The 17,784-nt window shown below is 60.9% G+C and carries 11 protein-coding genes; 6 read left to right on the top strand and 5 right to left on the bottom strand.

Features of this window, described 5'->3' with window-relative positions:
• Window positions 1–211: 211 nt before the first annotated feature.
• Complete coding sequence (locus OYT95_RS42550; protein WP_268792530.1) at window positions 212–2,710, bottom strand: ATP-binding protein; 2,499 nt, start codon at window positions 2,708–2,710, stop codon at window positions 212–214.
• A 1,015-nt stretch (window positions 2,711–3,725) separates the two neighbouring features.
• Entirely contained in the window at window positions 3,726–4,196 is a 471-nt protein-coding gene (locus OYT95_RS42545) for an Lrp/AsnC family transcriptional regulator (RefSeq protein ID WP_268792529.1), read from the bottom strand.
• A gap of 687 nt (window positions 4,197–4,883) precedes the next feature.
• Between OYT95_RS42545 and OYT95_RS42540 the strand changes: the two genes are divergently transcribed.
• Window positions 4,884–6,239: a purine-cytosine permease family protein gene (locus OYT95_RS42540; RefSeq protein WP_268792528.1), complete on the top strand. Its 1,356-nt coding sequence runs from the start codon at window positions 4,884–4,886 to the stop codon at window positions 6,237–6,239.
• A gap of 325 nt (window positions 6,240–6,564) precedes the next feature.
• On the top strand, window positions 6,565–7,284 hold the full coding sequence (locus OYT95_RS42535) for an aspartate/glutamate racemase family protein (protein ID WP_268792527.1): 720 nt from the start codon (window positions 6,565–6,567) through the stop codon (window positions 7,282–7,284).
• An 81-nt stretch (window positions 7,285–7,365) separates the two neighbouring features.
• Here OYT95_RS42535 and OYT95_RS42530 read toward each other — a convergent pair whose 3' ends face one another.
• On the bottom strand, window positions 7,366–8,730 hold the full coding sequence (locus OYT95_RS42530) for a potassium channel family protein (RefSeq protein ID WP_328286576.1): 1,365 nt from the start codon (window positions 8,728–8,730) through the stop codon (window positions 7,366–7,368).
• A 504-nt stretch (window positions 8,731–9,234) separates the two neighbouring features.
• Here OYT95_RS42530 and OYT95_RS42525 point away from each other — a divergent pair.
• A complete protein-coding gene (locus tag OYT95_RS42525) occupies window positions 9,235–10,590 on the top strand; it encodes a dipeptidase (protein ID WP_442972587.1) in 1,356 nt (451 codons plus the stop codon).
• 86 nt (window positions 10,591–10,676) lie between these two features.
• On the opposite strand, the gene OYT95_RS42520 is transcribed toward OYT95_RS42525, so the two are convergent.
• Together OYT95_RS42520 and OYT95_RS42515 are read right to left on the bottom strand one after the other, a co-directional pair.
• Window positions 10,677–11,750 (bottom strand): DUF917 domain-containing protein, encoded by a 1,074-nt coding sequence (locus OYT95_RS42520; protein WP_268792525.1) that lies wholly within the window; start codon window positions 11,748–11,750, stop codon window positions 10,677–10,679.
• Window positions 11,747–13,297: a hydantoinase/oxoprolinase family protein gene (locus OYT95_RS42515; protein ID WP_268792524.1), complete on the bottom strand. Its 1,551-nt coding sequence runs from the start codon at window positions 13,295–13,297 to the stop codon at window positions 11,747–11,749. Before OYT95_RS42515 ends, OYT95_RS42520 begins: the two co-directional genes overlap by 4 nt.
• A gap of 115 nt (window positions 13,298–13,412) precedes the next feature.
• Here OYT95_RS42515 and OYT95_RS42510 point away from each other — a divergent pair, with 115 nt between their 5' ends.
• The 3 genes from OYT95_RS42510 (at window position 13,413) to OYT95_RS42500 (ending at window position 17,633) form a co-directional block, all read left to right on the top strand.
• A complete protein-coding gene (locus OYT95_RS42510; protein WP_268792523.1) occupies window positions 13,413–14,630 on the top strand; it encodes a DUF917 domain-containing protein in 1,218 nt (405 codons plus the stop codon).
• Window positions 14,623–16,017, top strand: coding sequence for a hydantoinase/oxoprolinase N-terminal domain-containing protein (locus OYT95_RS42505; protein WP_268792522.1), 1,395 nt, complete (start codon window positions 14,623–14,625; stop codon window positions 16,015–16,017). Before OYT95_RS42510 ends, OYT95_RS42505 begins: the two co-directional genes overlap by 8 nt.
• A 164-nt stretch (window positions 16,018–16,181) precedes the next feature.
• Window positions 16,182–17,633, top strand: coding sequence for a PucR family transcriptional regulator (locus tag OYT95_RS42500; RefSeq protein ID WP_268792521.1), 1,452 nt, complete (start codon window positions 16,182–16,184; stop codon window positions 17,631–17,633).
• Window positions 17,634–17,784: the final 151 nt, after the last annotated feature.

Here is a 17,784-nt window from a genome sequence, read left to right as displayed (position 1 = left end):
CGGTCGGGGCCGGGATTGTGCCCGCAGATCGCATGCTTGGTGAGCATACATTTGAATAGGTCAGTTGCGCAACAACATCGAAGTTTGACAATCCGTCTGTGCAGTCCAGACCGGATCGTGATGAGCATGCGATGACCGTGCGGTTCGACGAGCGCGATCGCACTACCGAGGTACGGCCGCGGTGCCGTGCGCGTGAGGGACGGGAACGCGGCTATTGGCATTCGACGACCCATGCTGCGATTTGAGCGCGCGAAGTGTATCCAAGCTTGGCGAGGATGTGTTCGACGTGACCTTGCGCGGTGCGAAGCGAGATTACGAGCTGATCGGCGATCGACCGGTTCGTCAAGCCGCGAGCGACGAGTTCGGACACCTCACGCTCGCGCCGAGTCAACGTCGTCCGGGGGTCTGTCACTGGGCACTTGCGTTCCGGTGGCTTTTCACTGAGGGCGTAGGCGATTGCTTCCTCGCATGTGAAGTTGCGGCCCCGCTGGATTGCAGCATTGGCAGTCTGCTCGCCGAGCGTGCACGTCATGAGATCTCGACACTTCTCGTGGTGCTCTTCGATGCCTGGCAGGGATTCCAACGATTGCCCCATCGAGGTCCGCAGGCGCGCAGCGGCACCTAGAAGCACCCCTCCGTGCTGGCCCGCCCGTCCCGCTGCGGCAATCCAAGCCAAAGTCTCCACACAGGCACCGGCCAGCGGGAGCTGTGTGCCTCGAAGCAGACGTAAACACTTCTCAAGCGCCTCCGTGGCCTTGTCGGGATGAGCTTGCCAGAGCGCAAATCCAAGAGCCCAGAGGAGATAGCACTGTTCTGCCAGTAAGTTGTCGGCGGTGGCGAGAGACAGTCCTCGCTCGAGATGGGTGACAGCCTGTCGAATATCACCGCCGAGACCAGTCGAGAGGGCTAGACCGAACAGAAGCTCGATTCGTTCTCGGGAGCTGCGGTGGTCATCGAGAGCGCTCTTGAAGCACTCGGTGGCAGACCCAAAGTTGTTTGACAACAACGCTACGAATCCCTCTGCGTAAGAAAGCAGATGATGAGCGTCTTTGCTCGGCACATGCTCTTCGCAGAGTTGACGAGCTTCATCGACGAGTGCGGTAGCCTCTGCCAGATCACCGAATCCCGCGACGACGACACCGTTCGCGCACAATGCGGCGACTCGGCGAATGGAGAACAAACCCTGCGATTGGGCTAGAGCTTTGCTCAGCCAGTTGCGGCATTCACCGAACTGCCCACAGGCAATCCAAAAGCGGTGAAGGGCATATGTTGTCTTCAACAGCGCTTCCGACTCACTCGGCTCCGCCAAGCTACCCAGCAGTGCCCCACGCAGATTATCCTGCTCGTGACTCAAACGCGCGATCCAGCTGGATTGACTCGGGCTGTTCCAATCGGCGTCTGCCCGAAGTGCCAGATTTTGGTACCACTGGCGGTGTTTGCGTTGATAGGCCACGAGATCGCCGCAATAGCGAAGTTCTTGACGTCCGTAGTGCCGAAGAACCGTTAACATCCGATACCGAACACTCGCGTCGCCCTCGCGGATGAGCACGGATTTATCAACCAAGGCCGCTACTACATCCATCACCTCATCCGGTGACCACTCGGATGCGCATATCTCATGGGCAGCCTCGAGGTCGAAACTTCCGGTGAAGACAGACAATCGATTCCACAGAGTTTGCTCGCTCGGCGTACACAGTGCGTAGCTCCACGCGATGCACTTTTGCAACGTCTGTAGCCGTTGCGGCGCAGCCCGGTTTCCAGAAACCAGAATGCTGAACGGATCGGTGAGGCGTTCGCGGATCTGCTGCACCGACATCGATCGCAGCTTTGCCGCCGCCAGTTCGATGGCCAACGGCAACCCGTCGAGCATTTGGCAGATCTTCACTACGCTGTCTCTGTTGTCGTCCGTGAGCTCGAAGGTGGGAATGGCGGCCCTGGCTCTGTCAGCGAACAGGGCGATTGCCGCACAGCATTCTGTGGACATCAACGATGGCGCCGATCCCGCGATCGGGTACGGCAGCGGATCGATCGGTAGCACGGCTTCGCCGCATACTCCGAGGGGTTGCCTGCTGGTTGCGAGAACTCGCGCATGCGGGCAGGACTGAAGAAGTGTGGTGACCGCGGAAACGGCGTCGCCGGTGAGGTGATCACAGCTGTCGAGCACGAGAAGCGTTCGTTGTGAACCGAGTATCAACGCGAGTTGGCTCATCGAATCGACAGAGGAGGCGCACCCCAACGCTGCCGCCACCGCGTTTGTAAGCTGCGCTTGACCTCGGACCTGTTCGAGTTGGACGAAGTGCACCCCTCCGGGGAAAGCGCGCCGGGTGCCGCGGGCAGATCTGAGCGCTAACCGCGTTTTGCCGACTCCGCCGGTGCCGATCAGTGTCACAAGATGGGCAGTGCCGAGAAGGCTGCGGACATCCGCAGATTCCTTGCGGCGGCCAATGAACCTGGTCAGCTCGCTGGGAGTATCGATCTCAGTGATATCGACTGTTACGGTGAAATTTTCATCGTTTCGAAGTGCAGGTTGGTCTGCATCACACAGGGATGGCAGGCGAGGACTGGTGGCGACTGGGGTTCGGAGACCGTTCACGGTAGAGCGCAATCTGGTGAGGAACTTGATGTGGTGATAGGCATATTGGTGACAGAAGAAGCGGTGCCGCGGCTTAGTAACTTTGAATCGAGGCGTTGTATCGGTCGATAGATTCACGCAGCTTTTCGTGGAACCGACCAGGTGTCATGCCAAAGGTCTCAAAAATGTCCGCGGCCGGTGGGCCTCCATACGGTGCCCACATCTCGGCGAAGCGGAGAAAGAGCTTAGCTTCGGTACCAATTCGATCCGACTGCCGTTGCATCATCATGCGTTGCCGGCGTAGATATCGGGCCCTCAATACGTCCAAACCAATGTGGGAATCGGGTTGGTCCGGGGACCTGGAACTGTCCCACCAGCCCGCTGATTGTGAAGCATGATCCTGGAGGGGATCCGATTGCTCGTTCGTGGTGTAAGCGTTCATGATGTTCTTCGTCCTGGGCACTGATAACCGGGGTGCACCTGAGGAAGTGCTCGCTTCCTACCAGTGCGCTTGCAGGTTCTGGAACTGACAAAAACCAACGTATGGTGCGCGTCACTTCGCTGCTATGGGCGGGGTGCACAATCCGGCTCAATTGTCGGTGCAGTTCGTCCATCGCTCGGCGAACCAGAACGTGTGGGTGGCGACCGTCGTCGGGGCGCACATCGAGAACATCGTCCCGGACTTCGCGCTCCTGGCAGCGCACCCACACGGCGGGGGAAGGTGCCCCGGGCCGCCGGCGCGCGGAGGAGTTGGACGGGCTCCTCCACAATGAGTGATGGACAGTACGCGTTGCCGGTTCGTCAGGTCCCTGGGGTGAAGTCTGGGCGGGGAGAACACGACCCCCTGGCCACGACTCGGCATCACCGTCCTTTCCTTGGCCGGACGGGTCTAAACAGCACATTGCCCCAGTAGACGGTCTGATCGGCGCGGACGATGCGTTCTACTAGCTTCCGCAGCATGTGCAGGTAGGCGATACCGCTACGAAGTGGCCGCCTCCCGCGGCGTCTGACGCGTCGGCCGATGTGGGCGACTGCGTCCCGTTATCGTCGCTTTGCGTCTTCCGGTTCGGCTACCGGCAATCGTGTGATGCGACTTAGTCCCTGTGCGGACTGTGCTTCGCTCACCGACCTCCCGCTGGCGGGCGGGGAGGCTCTATGGCGGCGGCGCATTCCCTGTGTGGCTTTCGAGCACGACCATCGACTCGCTGTGCCCTAGGGTCGGCAGCTTCCAGACCGATTCCGTCAAGACCTCTTTGAGGTGTTCATGGTCGCGCACACGGATTCTCACAACCAGATCCCATCTTCCCGTCACCAATTCGACGCTCACTACCTCACGGAGCTCCCGCAGAACGGCCATAGACTCATAAACAGATGAATGCTGCGTTAGCTCTACTCCAATGAGTGCCTCCAACTTGAGGCCAAGCGCTGATGGATTGATCTCTGCGCGGTAGCCGGTGATAACCCCGCTGCTCTCGAGACGCTCTACCCGTTCGCCGACCGCGCCTGCAGACATTCCCACTGCTCGCGCCAAACCGCGAACCGAAATCCGGGCATCGTCGAACAACAACTCAAGAATCCGCCGGTCAATGTCATCAAGTCCGTTTGATTCGGGCTCGTCACTCATGCTTCTCCCTGCGTGTCATCCCGTTTGCCATCTGGCTCCGCCGAAACACAGTAGAGCAATACATCTTCCGCCCGGATTCGCAGGGCGCAAGTGATGAAACGGGCAGGCGAGGTTTGGTGGCGTCAACCCGGGGCCGGGTCAGGTTCGGCTCGGGGTGGCGCTCAGGGTCGATCACCGCCTGCACGAGACCGATGGACACACTCCTATCAGCGCTCTCTCCTATGGGGCGCTTGGGAGCGCGTCCGCCTTTGCACCGCCCTGCGACTTCGTATGAAACCTCCCGCCCTTCTGAATAGCTCATTCCCCTCAAAGGCTGCTCAGCGACTGGTGCCGCTGCACGGTCGGCCGATTCCTCCCCCGGCATCGGAATTCTGGGTAGTCAAGCAGCACTACCTATGGCCCCGAAAGATCCGCCCAGTCGAGTGCGGACTCCCGGATTGCCGACGTGACCGCCGGAAGCGCATGGCTATGGTGCCGCGAGCTCGTCGAAGACTCCCTTCGGGAAATGAGGGCGCCGACCGTGGGCGCCGACTTGCTCTGGCGAGTCGCGGAGCATGAGGCGGCCACCATTCCACTAGGCGTGACGCCCAACAGTCGCGGCCAGACTGGACTTAGTGCACAGTGAGACCGCACGCCTCGAGACCTACGGTTCGTGAACTACTTCACACAACCGGAGGTGTCATAACCATGGTCAAAGCAGACGGCGCAGAAGACGACGACTACGCCCTGTCCCGAGTTCCGCAGCACGCGCGATACCACTGGTTCTCGATTGCAATCCAGCGTTTCGGAATGCTCAGTGGTCTTGCAAGTTTCTTAATCGGAGCAACGCTTGGTTTTGGAATGGATTTCTGGGATGCCTTTATCGCGATCACGTTAGGTGCTGTCATCCTCGAGGTTCTTACGATCTTCACCGGCATCGCCGGCCAGAGAGAAGGTTTGACGACTTCCGTACTCGCGAGATGGACCGGTTTCGGCCGCTCAGGTTCGGCCTTCATAGGTTTGGCTATATCGATAAGCGCCATCGGGTGGTTCGGCATCCAGAATGCGGTCTCTGCGCAAGGCCTGATGGACTTGATGGGCTTTCTTCCCTTGTGGGCGTGGGCCCTAGTGTTTGGCATGCTCGTCACCCTTATTGTCATGTACGGATTTGGGTCGATGGCCTGGACCGCCTATGTAGCAGTTCCGGCCTTCCTCTTGCTCGCAGGATGGTCGATCTATGCCGAGCTGTCGACTCGTAGCCTCGGCGAACTGATGTCGGCGGCGCCTGCAGGCCCTCAACTGACCCTCGTGCAGGGCACGACGATTGTGGCAGGTGGATTCATCGTCGGCGCAGTAATCACGCCAGATATGAGCCGGTTCAATCGATCCCCGGGGGACGTGGTCAAGCAGACAGTAGTCGGAATGTCTCTCGGCGAGTACGTGGTCGGCCTCGCCGGAGTTCTCCTAGCGCTTGCACTCAAGACCAACGACGTGGTTGCAATCGTCACATCTACCTCAGGGTTCATTGGATCCATTGTAATTATCGCCGCTACGTTGAAAATCAACGATTGGAACTTGTATGCCTCGTCCCTAGGAGTAGTCAACTTCGTCGACCAGGTGTTCGGCAGGCGTGTGAACCGAAAGCTGGTAACCCTTATCGTAGGTCTTGCCGGCACAGTGCTCGGTGCGGTGGGGATTCTCGACAACATCGGCACCTTCCTGACACTCCTGAGCGTTGCGTTTCCTCCAATTGCCGGAATCATGGTCGCCGAATACTTCGTTGCAGGAATTTGGCGTTCCGAACTTGCCGCGTCCCGTAAGTCGGGCGTTCTGCCGCCCACTGCGCCGACGTGGGTGCCTGCAAGTCTTATAATTTGGGCCCTCGCGTCGTTGTGTGGCCATTATGCGCACTGGGGTATTCCGTCTATCAATTCGGTGATCATTGCATTCGTATTATACGTCGGTGCCGCTAAGCTTGGCCTCGTTCGCGGTATCGGCCGATCCGAAACCGGCGGTCAGGCGAAACCCGCCGAGCAACGCCTGCTCGCCGAAGACAATCGATAAAGCATTCACCCCCCTGCAATGCCCATATTCATGTCGGTTTACCGATGCTGTTGATCGTCGACCAGATCTACGGTCAGAGCGTCGTCATCCCTGGTAGCGACTCACGCAGGCCACGAACGGGAAATCGGTGCGCGGCGTGAAGGATTAGCGACGGCCGTGGAACGGCGGTTCACGCGGATGAGTCCCGGGGCCACCGTTCAACCGGCCACTTCTGCTTGCGCAGGGATGTGCGAGTAGCCGGGACCTTGCGGGCGCATTCAACGCTTCGTCGCCATCACAGCTCGTCTCGTACTAACCCACATGCCCCACGATTGAAGGAGTCGAAATGCACATTCGAGTAATCATCCCGGTCATCGGAGATAATTTGGTTGAGAGCGTGCGCGGAGAAGTCGAACACTGGGCCTCGATCGATACAATGGTCGACGTTGTGTCGCTGTCGAACGGAACCGCCAGTATTGAATCAGAGTACGACGAAGCATTAGCTGGACCGGGAATTCTAGAACGCATTCATGAGGCTTCCGGCGATGGTGTCGACGGGGTGTTTGTAACCTGCTTCGGCGACCCTGGCGTCCATGCCGCTCGCGAGATTATCGACGCGCCGGTCGTCGGCGGATTCGAACCGGCGATGCTCATGGCGCTCAGCATGGGCGAGAAGGTTGGAATCATCACCGTCCTCCCTAATGTCCTACCAATGCTGCGCTCACTTGGGCGACGTTACTCGCTGGAAAATCGCATTGGCACAATGCGTACCATCGATCTCCCCGTACTGGGTCTCCACGACCGCGAGCTGCTGATCGATCGTCTCGAGACGCAGGCACTGGACGCCGTAGTCACAGGAGAAGCCGACGTCATCGTGCTGGGATGCACCGGGATGCTGGGTGTTGCCCAGGCTCTACGCGACCGACTTGCCGAACGTGGCTTGTCGGTCCCGGTCGTAGATCCGACAGGCGCCGCCATTGCGTGGTTGGAAGGCTCAGTCCGTTTGGGACTGACTCCCAGCCGAACCACGTACATGGTCCCACCCACCAAGGCGCGTTCGGTGTGATTCCTTGCTTCACTCCTCCGAGTGCACAGCACGATTCGTGCCTCATCCTCGTCGCCAAGTAGTTGTTCGCCCCGATTCAATTCAAGCGAGTGCCCGCACTCCTTCGGTAGCGGAGAGGACGTGACGGCAGCTCACGCGAGGCGATACCGGAAGCTCGGTGAAACCAGTCTCGGGGGAATCGGCGGCAGTAACCTCCAAGAACAGGTTGCTGCCGTCGGACACTACGCCGCGGGGCTGTAGGCCGATTAGCCGGGCCACGACGTATGTGGCGCTCAGGCTCGTGACGTCGCGGATGCTGCCCAGTCGCAGAAGTGACCGCGTCTCCGCGATGGCCTCCTGCTCCCCTGCCCGCAGGACCAGGCGCAACCCGGGCGAGACGGCCTGTGCCGCGACTGACACAGCGATGTTGTCCAGGTCGTCCGACCCCACGGCGGCGAGTGCGAGGGCCCGGTGGACACCGAGGCGTTCCAGCAATTCTCGGTCCCCACCGTGCCCAACCACGGTCGGGATATTCATCGTTCGGACCAAGCGAAGATTCTTGGCCGCGGGATTGCGCTCGACTCCGACGACAGGGATACCCAAGGCTTGCAACTCTCGGCAGAGCCGCAAACCCACCTGGCCCAACCCGACCACGATGACATGCCCGGTCCGCGGCAGGACCCGCCGGCCGATAAGGGCGACGCGGCGCGGTCCAAGTAGCCTGTCGACGATCCCCGCAGTGAACATCGCCGTAAACACCACGGTGAAGAGCATCGCGAGGGACGCGAACACTGCGTAGGCCGGGCTGTCGTGGGCATCGACACCGGGGCCGACCGTTGTCACCACGCGCACGGCTTCATTGAAGGCGTCGAGCGGCCGCACATGTCGGCCGAGAACGAGCCACGCCCAGTCTGTCATCAGCACAGCTAGCAGTCCCGCGAGTCCGCCAAGCAGCATGCGGGTGCCGAAGTCGTGGGAACGCAGCAGCCCGGTCGCGCCGGTTAGCGCTCGATGCCACCATGCGTTGCGCGGCATATCCACTAGCGCGCTCTCGGGATGGCCGTCGACCATCCGGACCGCGAGCATGTGGGCGCCGTCGTGGCGCGCCGACACGAGCCCGGGCTCCAAGCACGGGCCGGCCAGTGTCGGGGCGGCGAGGTCGGCCGGCGACGTCACGTCACATTGCGGGAGCAACTCGGATAGTTGATCCGCGACGGTACGGTCGAAGATCGACACCACCAATGGAATAGTCGCGGAAATATGTGCAGCAGCCAGTGCGTACCGCAGAGCCACGACGTCGTCACGCACTAGCACTGCCATGCCACTTGGCTGGTCGGCCATCGCTTGCCGCAGTTCGTCGTCGTCGGGTGCAATGAGATGGCGGACCCGAAACTCCCTTTCACGCAATGACGCACACACGCGTCGGGCCACGGTCGTTTCGCCGATGACAAGGTACGAGTCGGTCACAGGTAATCCTTTTGCCGGGTGGAGTCCGCCATGACGAAGGTTTATGCGCTGGCGAGATCAGGAAGCGTACCGGAGATCATCAATCGATGCCCGGTCCGAATTGCACTACTGCGCCACTACCGTTCGGTAGGGCGGAGTTAGTGTAACTTGTTATGTCAGTGGATGATACGAGTGGCTAGCCGACGCTGGTCCGGAACTGCCACCAGTCGACACGCACACTGAAACAGATCGTGTTCGGGCTCCGGTGTCCCGGTCGCGGCCACAATGCATGTGCAGGCAGTCTGCACAACGACGTTGCAACCCTTCACTGGTTCAGCCGAGCCATTATGTTTGATACCTCACCGCGGGAGGGCCATCGGCATTCTGCCCACAGCGGCGTAGATCTCGTTGCATGCTTCCCGTGCGCTGCGGGCGGTGATCATCCGGTGCCACCTCGATGAAGTAAGTGTGAGCAATCCGTGCGTCAATCACAGATCGATGCACCCGAGAAATGGAGTACGTACGATGTCAATGACCGATTTGGCCGAGGTCGACCACCGCGTGTCGGAGCTGATGCCCCGCGCAAGGGCGGACCTTGCCGCACTAGTGCGATTCAAGTCTGTCTCCGATACGGCAATGGGATCGGTACAAGAATGCCGATCGGCAGCCGAGTGGGTTCGGAAGGCGTTCGAGGACAGTGGAATTTGCAATACCCGACTCGTTGAGACCGAGGACGGCTCCTATGCCGTCCTCGGTCATCAGCCGGCACCGGAGGGTGCCCCGACGGTGTTGTTGTATACGCACTACGACGTACAACCGCCCGGAAATCATTTGGATTGGACATCCGACCCATACGAACTTGTCGATCGGGACGGCCGGTGGTACGGCCGCGGATCCGCGGATTGTAAGGGCAATATCGTCGCTGCGTTGACGGCACTGCGAACCTTCGAGGACGGAGGCTTCCCGGTAGGGGTAAAAGTCGTGTGTGAAGGTTCGGAAGAGACGGCGGCGGGGGGCCTCGAAGCGCTCGTGCGTTCGGAGCCCGAATTGTTTGCAGCAGAGGCAATCCTCATCATGGACGTGGGGAATCAGCGCGTCGGTACACCGACACTGACCACTAGTCTGCGCGGCATCGTCAACCTGGTGGTTCGAGTCGACACAATGGTGCGCCCAGTGCATTCCGGAATGTACGGAGGAGCTGCACCTGATGCACTCGCAGCACTGATCTCGATGCTGGCGTCGCTGCGTGATGATGCCGGCGATACCACTATCCATGGTCTTGACTACTCCGCTCAGTGGCATGGCGCCGATTACAGAGAAGACGCCTTTCGCTGCGACGCAGGAATCCTCGAGGGCGTGCAAGTTCTCGGATCTGGTTCTGTGGCGGACGCATTGTGGGCGCGACCGTCGGTGTCGGTGGTGGGCATCGACTGCCCACCAGTAGCGGGTGCTGTAGGTGCGGTCAGTCATACCGCATCGGCCCGGCTGAGTTTGCGGATTCCTCCAGGTCTTGGAAGTCACGAAGCACTGCGGGCCCTCACCGAGCACCTGCAACTTGCGGTTCCGTGGTCAGCGCACTTGACGATCGAACCAGCGTCCGTGGGGGAGGCCTTCACCTCCTCGACCGGTGGCCCGGCTTATCAGGCCCTCATCGCCGCCATGAGCGAGTCCTACGGCAGCCGTGCCGCCGAGACCGGACAGGGTGGAGGTATCCCCTTGTGTGCTGCCCTTCGTGCCGCTGCACCCGATGCGGAGATAGCGCTGCTGGGCGTCGAAGAGCCGTTGTGTGCGATTCACTCGCCAAATGAGAGCGTCGCGCCGGAGGAAATCGAGAAACTCGCGGCGACAGTGGCCCGCTTTCTGCGATTCTTCGGCCGGTGACGACTCCCCATCGGTGACAGCCGGGTGGGCGTCGGTCGCTGGACCGACGCCCACCCGGCCTGTAGATCGCGGAGGGCGATGCGCGATCAGGCGGTGGTCTCAACCGGACGGAAGTCTGTGTCGTATCCGAATGCCCGCGGTCCGGTCAGCGCCAGACCGGCATCTGTGCGCCAACGGTGATCACAGGGAATCCCGAGAACACTGAGGCGGTACCCGAATTTCACCTCTTCAGCGGTGATCGGCTGCCCGGAATCGGTGGTCATCAGCATGATGAGATCAGGCACGGTCGCGACGATCTCGCCGTCACGCTCGGCAACGATGTTCTCGTTCTGGAATCGGACGGTCATCTCGCGTCCGTCCCAGTCACCGATGCCCTGCAGATCGACCGAGCCCAGAGTCCATCCGTCGGTATTGCTTCGATTGACCGCTGTGACTTTACCTTCGAAGAGGGTTCGGCCGCCGCGGTACGCCACGACCGCGTCGGCGGGCGAGCGGTGTTCCGCCCGGGCGGTGCGCACGAGGCGGCCAAGCTCCTCGGCAAGGGTGATTACACCAGGAATGAGCCACGCCTTCGCCTGTGCGCCGGTCATCGGGTAGAGCGCAATCATGTTGCAACATCCTGATGCGACAGTGGCCGCGCGCATAAGGGTCTCGGACCACTGATTCGTTTTAGTAGTCAACACCATTGCGTTGCCATGTTCATCTGCCATCGACAGCGGTGTTGCGGCGCCACCGTGCAGGGTTGGGGTGACGTGTTCGAGAGAAGGAAACGCGCGCCCCATGCCGTCGGCATCGACGATGGGCAGACCTGCAGAGAGTGCGCTGAAGGGAACAAGGGCATTGACCCCACCAGCCTCGATCGGCGCAATATGGGTGAAGGGACGACCAAGATACGTTTCGAGGGCGCGCAACGCGCTTACAGCTTCGGTCACACGAGGAAGCTTCTCGATGAGAACGCCGGGTGCTCCCATTACCGCGACGAAACAAAGTTGGGCGTCGTCGTCCAGACTGTCCAACTCCACGAGGGAGGCGTTGCCGTGGGTGCGGATCTGTTCACGCGCAAGCAGGGTTCCCACGTATGGGTCACCGCCGCCGCCTGCTCCGAGAATGGTAGCGCCGAGGGCAATGTCGTCGAGTGCAGCTTCGTCGATGTACCTCACAGCAAGGCTCCTTCCAAAATCATGTCACCAACTGCGCGCACACGCACACGCGTGGCGATTCCTTCGGGCAGGTGTGACAGTGGGATGTCTTCTTCGTCGACGATGCGTACTGTTTTCGGGTCGGCGCCGGCGGCGACCGCTCGCTCACGGGCATCTGATCGAGCACGCTCGAGGACATCGTCACGAGTGGTGTTGGCCAGGGAGTCGATACGGTCGATTTCGCCTCCGGCCATCGCAAGTGCGGCTCCTACCGCGTTTGCTGATCCTGGCTGGTCTGGAACGTGCACGTCGTCATCAACGAACGGTGCAATGAGTGGGGCGCCGCCACCGACGACGGCGATGACGACGCGGCCCGAAGAGAGCTTGGTTTGTTCGATCGAGGCGTTGACCCGCTCGCGCACGTCTGTGAGTGCGCGGTCCACAAGATCACGCGGTACGTTCCGAACGGCGTCGACGTTGCCGATCTGCACAAATCCGGCAGCGACGACCAGGTCGGTGAGTGTCAGGGTGTTTCCGCCGAAGACGAGAGCCTCACTGGTCAGCCGATAGCCGACGGACGCAGGCCCTACCTGTCCCGTCGTCGTATCGACGACGCTGCCGCCTCCGATACCTAGCGAGACTACGTCCGGCATCCTGAAGTTGCTTCGTACACCGCCGAGGTCGACCGAAACGGTTGATTCTCGGGGAAACCCGCCTTGAAGAAGGCCGATATCGGTCGTGGTTCCACCGACGTCCACCACAACAGCCGCGTCGAGCTCGCCGAGTTCGCACAGGGCGGAAGCGCCTCTCATCGAGTTCGTTGGCCCCGAGCCGATCGCAAAAATGGGGTGTTCTTGAACCTGTCTCAGTGTCATCAGGGTTCCGTCATTGCTGGTGACATATACCGGCGCCGTCACTGACAACCCGGCCAGGACGTCGGTGAATGCTGCAATCACTGACTCCGCAAGTGGACGCAGGCTCTCGTTCAGAACCGTTGCATTCTCGCGGCCGAGGATACCTACTCGACCGATCTGGTGAGAGAGCGAGACTGACAACTCCGGGAGCATTTCCTCGAGGATTGCGGTGACACGCTCCTCGTCCTCATCGTTCAAGGGTGAGAACGTGCCAGTAACAGCGACGTGGTTGATTTCCTTTTCTGCGAGCCCACGCGCGATGCCCCGGACAGCATCCTCATCGAGGGTGTCGAGCCGCCGCCCATCGAACTGTGTGCCACCGCGGACGATGTAGATCCCTCCGTTGCACGCCGCGCCCAGAGGCTCGGGCCAGTCGGTAAGCGGCATAATCGTCTGCGGAGGTGTGGCAATTCGGATGCACGCCGTTCGCGCGAGATTCCTGGCCTGTGTCACGGCGTTGATGAAGTGGGTTGTACCAATCACCACAGCATCGATGACGGCCCCCGGATTCGACGCCAGCACCTTCTCGATGCCCTCGCGAATACCCGACGTGACATCTGAACTCGTCGGCGACTTGTCTTTTGCGACGATGTCGGAGCCGTTCAGCAGGACAACGTCGGTGTTGGTGCCTCCGACGTCGATTCCGAGTCTCATAGGGTGTGCTCCTCTGTGTCGATTGCGGACTACTCCTCCGCTCCCTGCGGATGCTGAGGGTTCCGAACTTGGGCCAAGTGCCCTCAAACTGTGTTCTACCCAACACAACGCAACAATGGGCGAATCGCTGTATTCTTGGCTTACTGTTGGGCGATCTAGCCATCCCATCGACTTTTTCCTCATGGTGGACTGCTCAAGGGGCGGAACCGGCGTATCGGGCGCCGTGGATCTGCTCAGCGGAGGCAGGGTGCTTGTGTGCAGGATTCGTAGCGAGGATGTCGAAGATCTGGCCTCCGGCGCCACCGTTCTGGGCGCGGGGGGTGGGGGTGACACGTGGGTGACCGGGGCAATGCTGTTCGAGGCCATCGGGCGGTTCGGCTCGATCGAGCTTATCGGCCCCACACAGATCGGACGCGACGAGTTGGTGCTGACAATTGGAATGGTTGGCGCCCCAGCGGCGATTCTCGAGCAGTTCCCCGGACCGGCAGAAGTAGAGCGGGCTATCCGTGCTCTCGAGCGCATCCTCGGGCAACCCTGCAGTGCGATCATGCCTCTCGAAGTGGGCGGGACGAATGCCCTATTTCCGTTGGCCGCTTCTGCTTGGTTGGGCATTCCGTGCGTCGACGCGGATGCCATGCGCCGCGCGTTCCCTCACGTTGACATGACGTTGCTGGCCCTGGAGGGCATCGGCGCGGGTCCTGCGGCCTTCACGGGATGCCCCGGGACCGATGTGGTGGTGCGAGCGCCGACCAATCAGGGGATCGAGGTTATGGCCCGAGCCTGCATCCGAGAGATGGGATTAGTGGCTGTGATGGCGGCCTACCCGATGACGGGCACTCAATGCCGTGAGGCATCCGCGCATGGATCGGTTACCTATTGCCTCGAGTTGGGAAGAAAACTGGCCGCCGCTGCGCCGGACCATCCTCACGCTCTGGATGATTTCCTGACCTTCGTACACGGAAGGTCACTGTTCGAAGGCGTCGTTGTTCATGTCAACAGACCGGTCGCCGGTGTGCCGGGCAGCCGCGGCACAGTAGTTCTCGAACACCTCGCAAACCCCGACCGATTACTGCGAGTGGAGTTTCAAACAGAAAATATCGTCGCACTCGAAGAGGGACGGGCCGTTGTAACCACGCCGGATCTGATCGTTGCCCTCCACCTCGAAACCAACCAGCCGATCTCTACCGAGGCCATCTCACCTGGTCACCGCGCGCGCATTATCGGGATTCCGGCACATCCGAGATGGACCACCGCGGACGGGATTAGTCTCGCAGGGCCGAGAAGCTACGGATACGATTTGGACTACACCAGTTTCGAGCAGACCCGTGAGTAGCCACCGCCTCGGCATCGACATCGCCGAATCCACTTTGAGTGCAGCGCTTCTGAATGAATCATTGCGCGTAGAGATGTCTACTGTGGTGCCCCGAACCACTTCGACCACCGCGGGGTTGGAGGACCTCCTCGACCAGGTCCTCGCCGATGTCGACCCCTCTCAACTTTCGTATGTCGCGTTTGTCACCACGGCCGGCCGGGAGGCGCTCGAACGCCAGGATCTGGCCGGTGTCGGTGCGCTGCGGATCTCCGCCCCGGCCAGCGTGTCTGTCTCACCCATGTCTACGTGGCCCCCCGAGCTTGCTGGCATCGTCGCCCGAGAAGTGAGCATTGTGCGCGGTGGCCACGATTACAATGGTCTCCCTCTCGCCGACCTGGACACCGAGGCAGTCCGCGTCTTCGCGGAAAAGTGCCGCGACTCCGCCGAGACCATCGCCATCACCGGGCTGAGCTCTACGGTGAACCCGGAACATGAACTCCGCGCAGCCGGCATCGTGCAGGCAGTGCTTGGACGTGGAACGCCGATGACGTTGGCCCACGAAACAGGTGGAATCGGTCTGCTCGAACGCGAGAACGCCACCATTCTCAATGCCGCACTCATTCGATCGTTCGCTCGCGCGCTGCGTGCCCGCAACGACATGCTCAGCCGACGAGACTCGACCAGCCAAATCTATGTCGCTCAGAACGACGGAACGCTACTGAGCGAAGGAGAAGCGGCGCGCCGGCCGATCCTCACTATCGAAAGTACAATCTCCCACGCAATGCGTGGAGCCGCTCACCTGTGCGGAGAACTGAATGCTGTTGTCGCGTACGCACAACCGGAAGCCATTACATTCGGAACTCTCATCGATGGTTATCCGCAAGAGTCGTCGCTTCCAACCGACATCGCTTCCATTCGGACCCGCAACCGCATGCCTGATTTGATTACCGTCGCACTACCCGAACCCCTAGATCCAGCTCGGCCGATCCTGACGGCACGTGACCGCCAGCGATGCGCGGTCGCCGTGCGACGAATGGCCGGAACTCATCATGACCTGCCGCTGATCGCAGCCGGACGAATCGCTGAGGCACTGAAGCAGCTCCCAGATGATCCCGCTCATCAGCTGATCGTCGTCGATCACGCTGGCGCCGTCGCCGCCGTGGGCGCAGCCGTCGCGGATGTGTCCGGAAGCGTCGACCGTACCTTCGACTATGAGCGCCGCTCGCGTGAAGAGTGCCTAGCATCGACCGTCGAAGCTGCCCGGATGGCGGCAGTACGCGCCGGCGCCGACATCCGCCATATCCGTGTCGATGACGTTCGAGAGACACCGCTGGGCTACTCACCGGGCCGGGGTGCCCGCGTCCGAGTTCGCGCGGTCGGACCCGTCCTCAATCCACTGAGTACGTGAACGCCCACCTATATCAAATATTAGAGATTGGAACATCGCCGATGTCTCCCACCGTCGCACAATTACTCGCGAGTGGCGTGCTCAACGAGACAGAAGTCGTGGGTGGCCGGCACGGCCTCGGTCGGCGAGTCAGATCGGTAAGTGCCTGCACAACGCTGTCCCGCTTGTCTTCCCTTGCCCCAGACACTGTGGCGGTTTTCGGGCCAGAGGACTCGAACATCGAAGATCTCGACGCTGAAACTGCGATCCGAATCGCCACCGGGGTGGGTCTTGTTGGCCTCATTTTCATCAGCGAGGCACCCAGGCATGCGCTAGTGACAACCCGACGGCTGGCTGACAAGCTCGGCATCCCGATTGTCGTTGGCAAATCGCTGTCAGTAGGCGACGTGGTGGAGCGGCTCGACTACATGGCGCGCTTTCCTGAACTCGGAATTGCTCGGGCTCTGCAGGAGTTCATTCGTCGACTCCCACTCGTAGGGCATTCCCCGGAACGGCTCCTAGGCGCAGTCTCTGACCAGCTCTCCTGCACCGTCTCCGTTGTCGATGCTTATGGCAGCCACGTTCGTGGCAGCACAGAAACTGGCGTTACGTCACCTCAAATCTTGGATCATCTGCAAAGCCCCCGGCCCTCGGGCCGCTCTATGGAAGGTCCAGGCGGAGCGACATTTGTCGTAGAACCTGTGGCTATATCCCGTGACGGACCAGCCAATCTTTGGCTTATTGCCACCCTTACAGCGAGCACGGAGGAGCGGATCGATCTTGCCCGGCACCTTCTGGCGGTCTCCGCATGGCCACTCGCAACGGAGCTGCTTCAACGTTCCCTGACAGCCGAGCGTGAAGGTCGCCAACGTTCGATGCTTCTGACTGAGGTCGTCGAGCACTCCTCTGCCCCACCTCGGCAAACTGTGGAACGAGCCACAGCGCTAGGTTGGCGTCTGTCCGGATGGCATACCGCGATCTCGATCGCCAGTCGAGACAGTGGCGCCGACGCGAGGGGCAACCTCGCCGCCAGGGTCATTGAGGACGGACTCAAGCTTCACGGACTCGTCGCCGATCTCGTTGAACGGCCCGAGGGATGGGTCTTCTGGACAACAACCGAAGTAGAGCCGATGGCCGAAGACAGTGGAAAAATCGTACGCCGCGTGCGAGATGCACTCGAGTGGGTTGCCAGCGAGGTTCCGTCCGCTTCACTGGCCGCTGGAGTAGGCTTGCCGTTCGAAGGTGCAGACGGAATCCGCGCATCAATCCAAGAGGCCGAGTCCGCGTGCCTTCTGGCCCGGACCCGATCAGACACTGTTGCAGTCGAGCACAGCGACGCTACCAGCGTCCGACGCCTACTCATCGGCTACTACTCCAACCGACCGTTACGCGATGTCGCTACCCATTTAATGGCCCCCTTGCATAAAGCCGACACAAGTGGCGAACTGGCACGCACACTGACGGCTTTCCTCGACAACAATTCTTCTGCGACAGCAACAGCGAAAGTTCTCGACGTCCATCGAAACACCGTCCTCAACCGCCTCGATAAGATCACGGCCCTACTCGAGCTCGACTTCTCCGATCCTGAGGATCGGTTAGCCGCCCAACTCGCAGTCCACCTCGCCGAACTCGATTGAAGGGGAGGGTCGCACCGATTGACACCGGTCGGGATGACGACCTGCCCGCCCGAGGCGGCGAAGGTCACCGACCGCACCACCGGAAGACTGCGCCCTCATCACTGTCCAGTGAAACCCGGAGTTCGGGTCGCGGCGAAGGAATCACAAGTGA

This window comes from Rhodococcus sp. JS3073 (genome assembly GCF_026810085.1).
Classification (GTDB): Bacteria; Actinomycetota; Actinomycetes; order Mycobacteriales; family Mycobacteriaceae; genus Rhodococcus_F; species Rhodococcus_F wratislaviensis.
The sequence above is the reverse complement of the archived record's forward strand: the minus strand, read 5'-3'. Positions and strand labels throughout refer to the sequence as shown.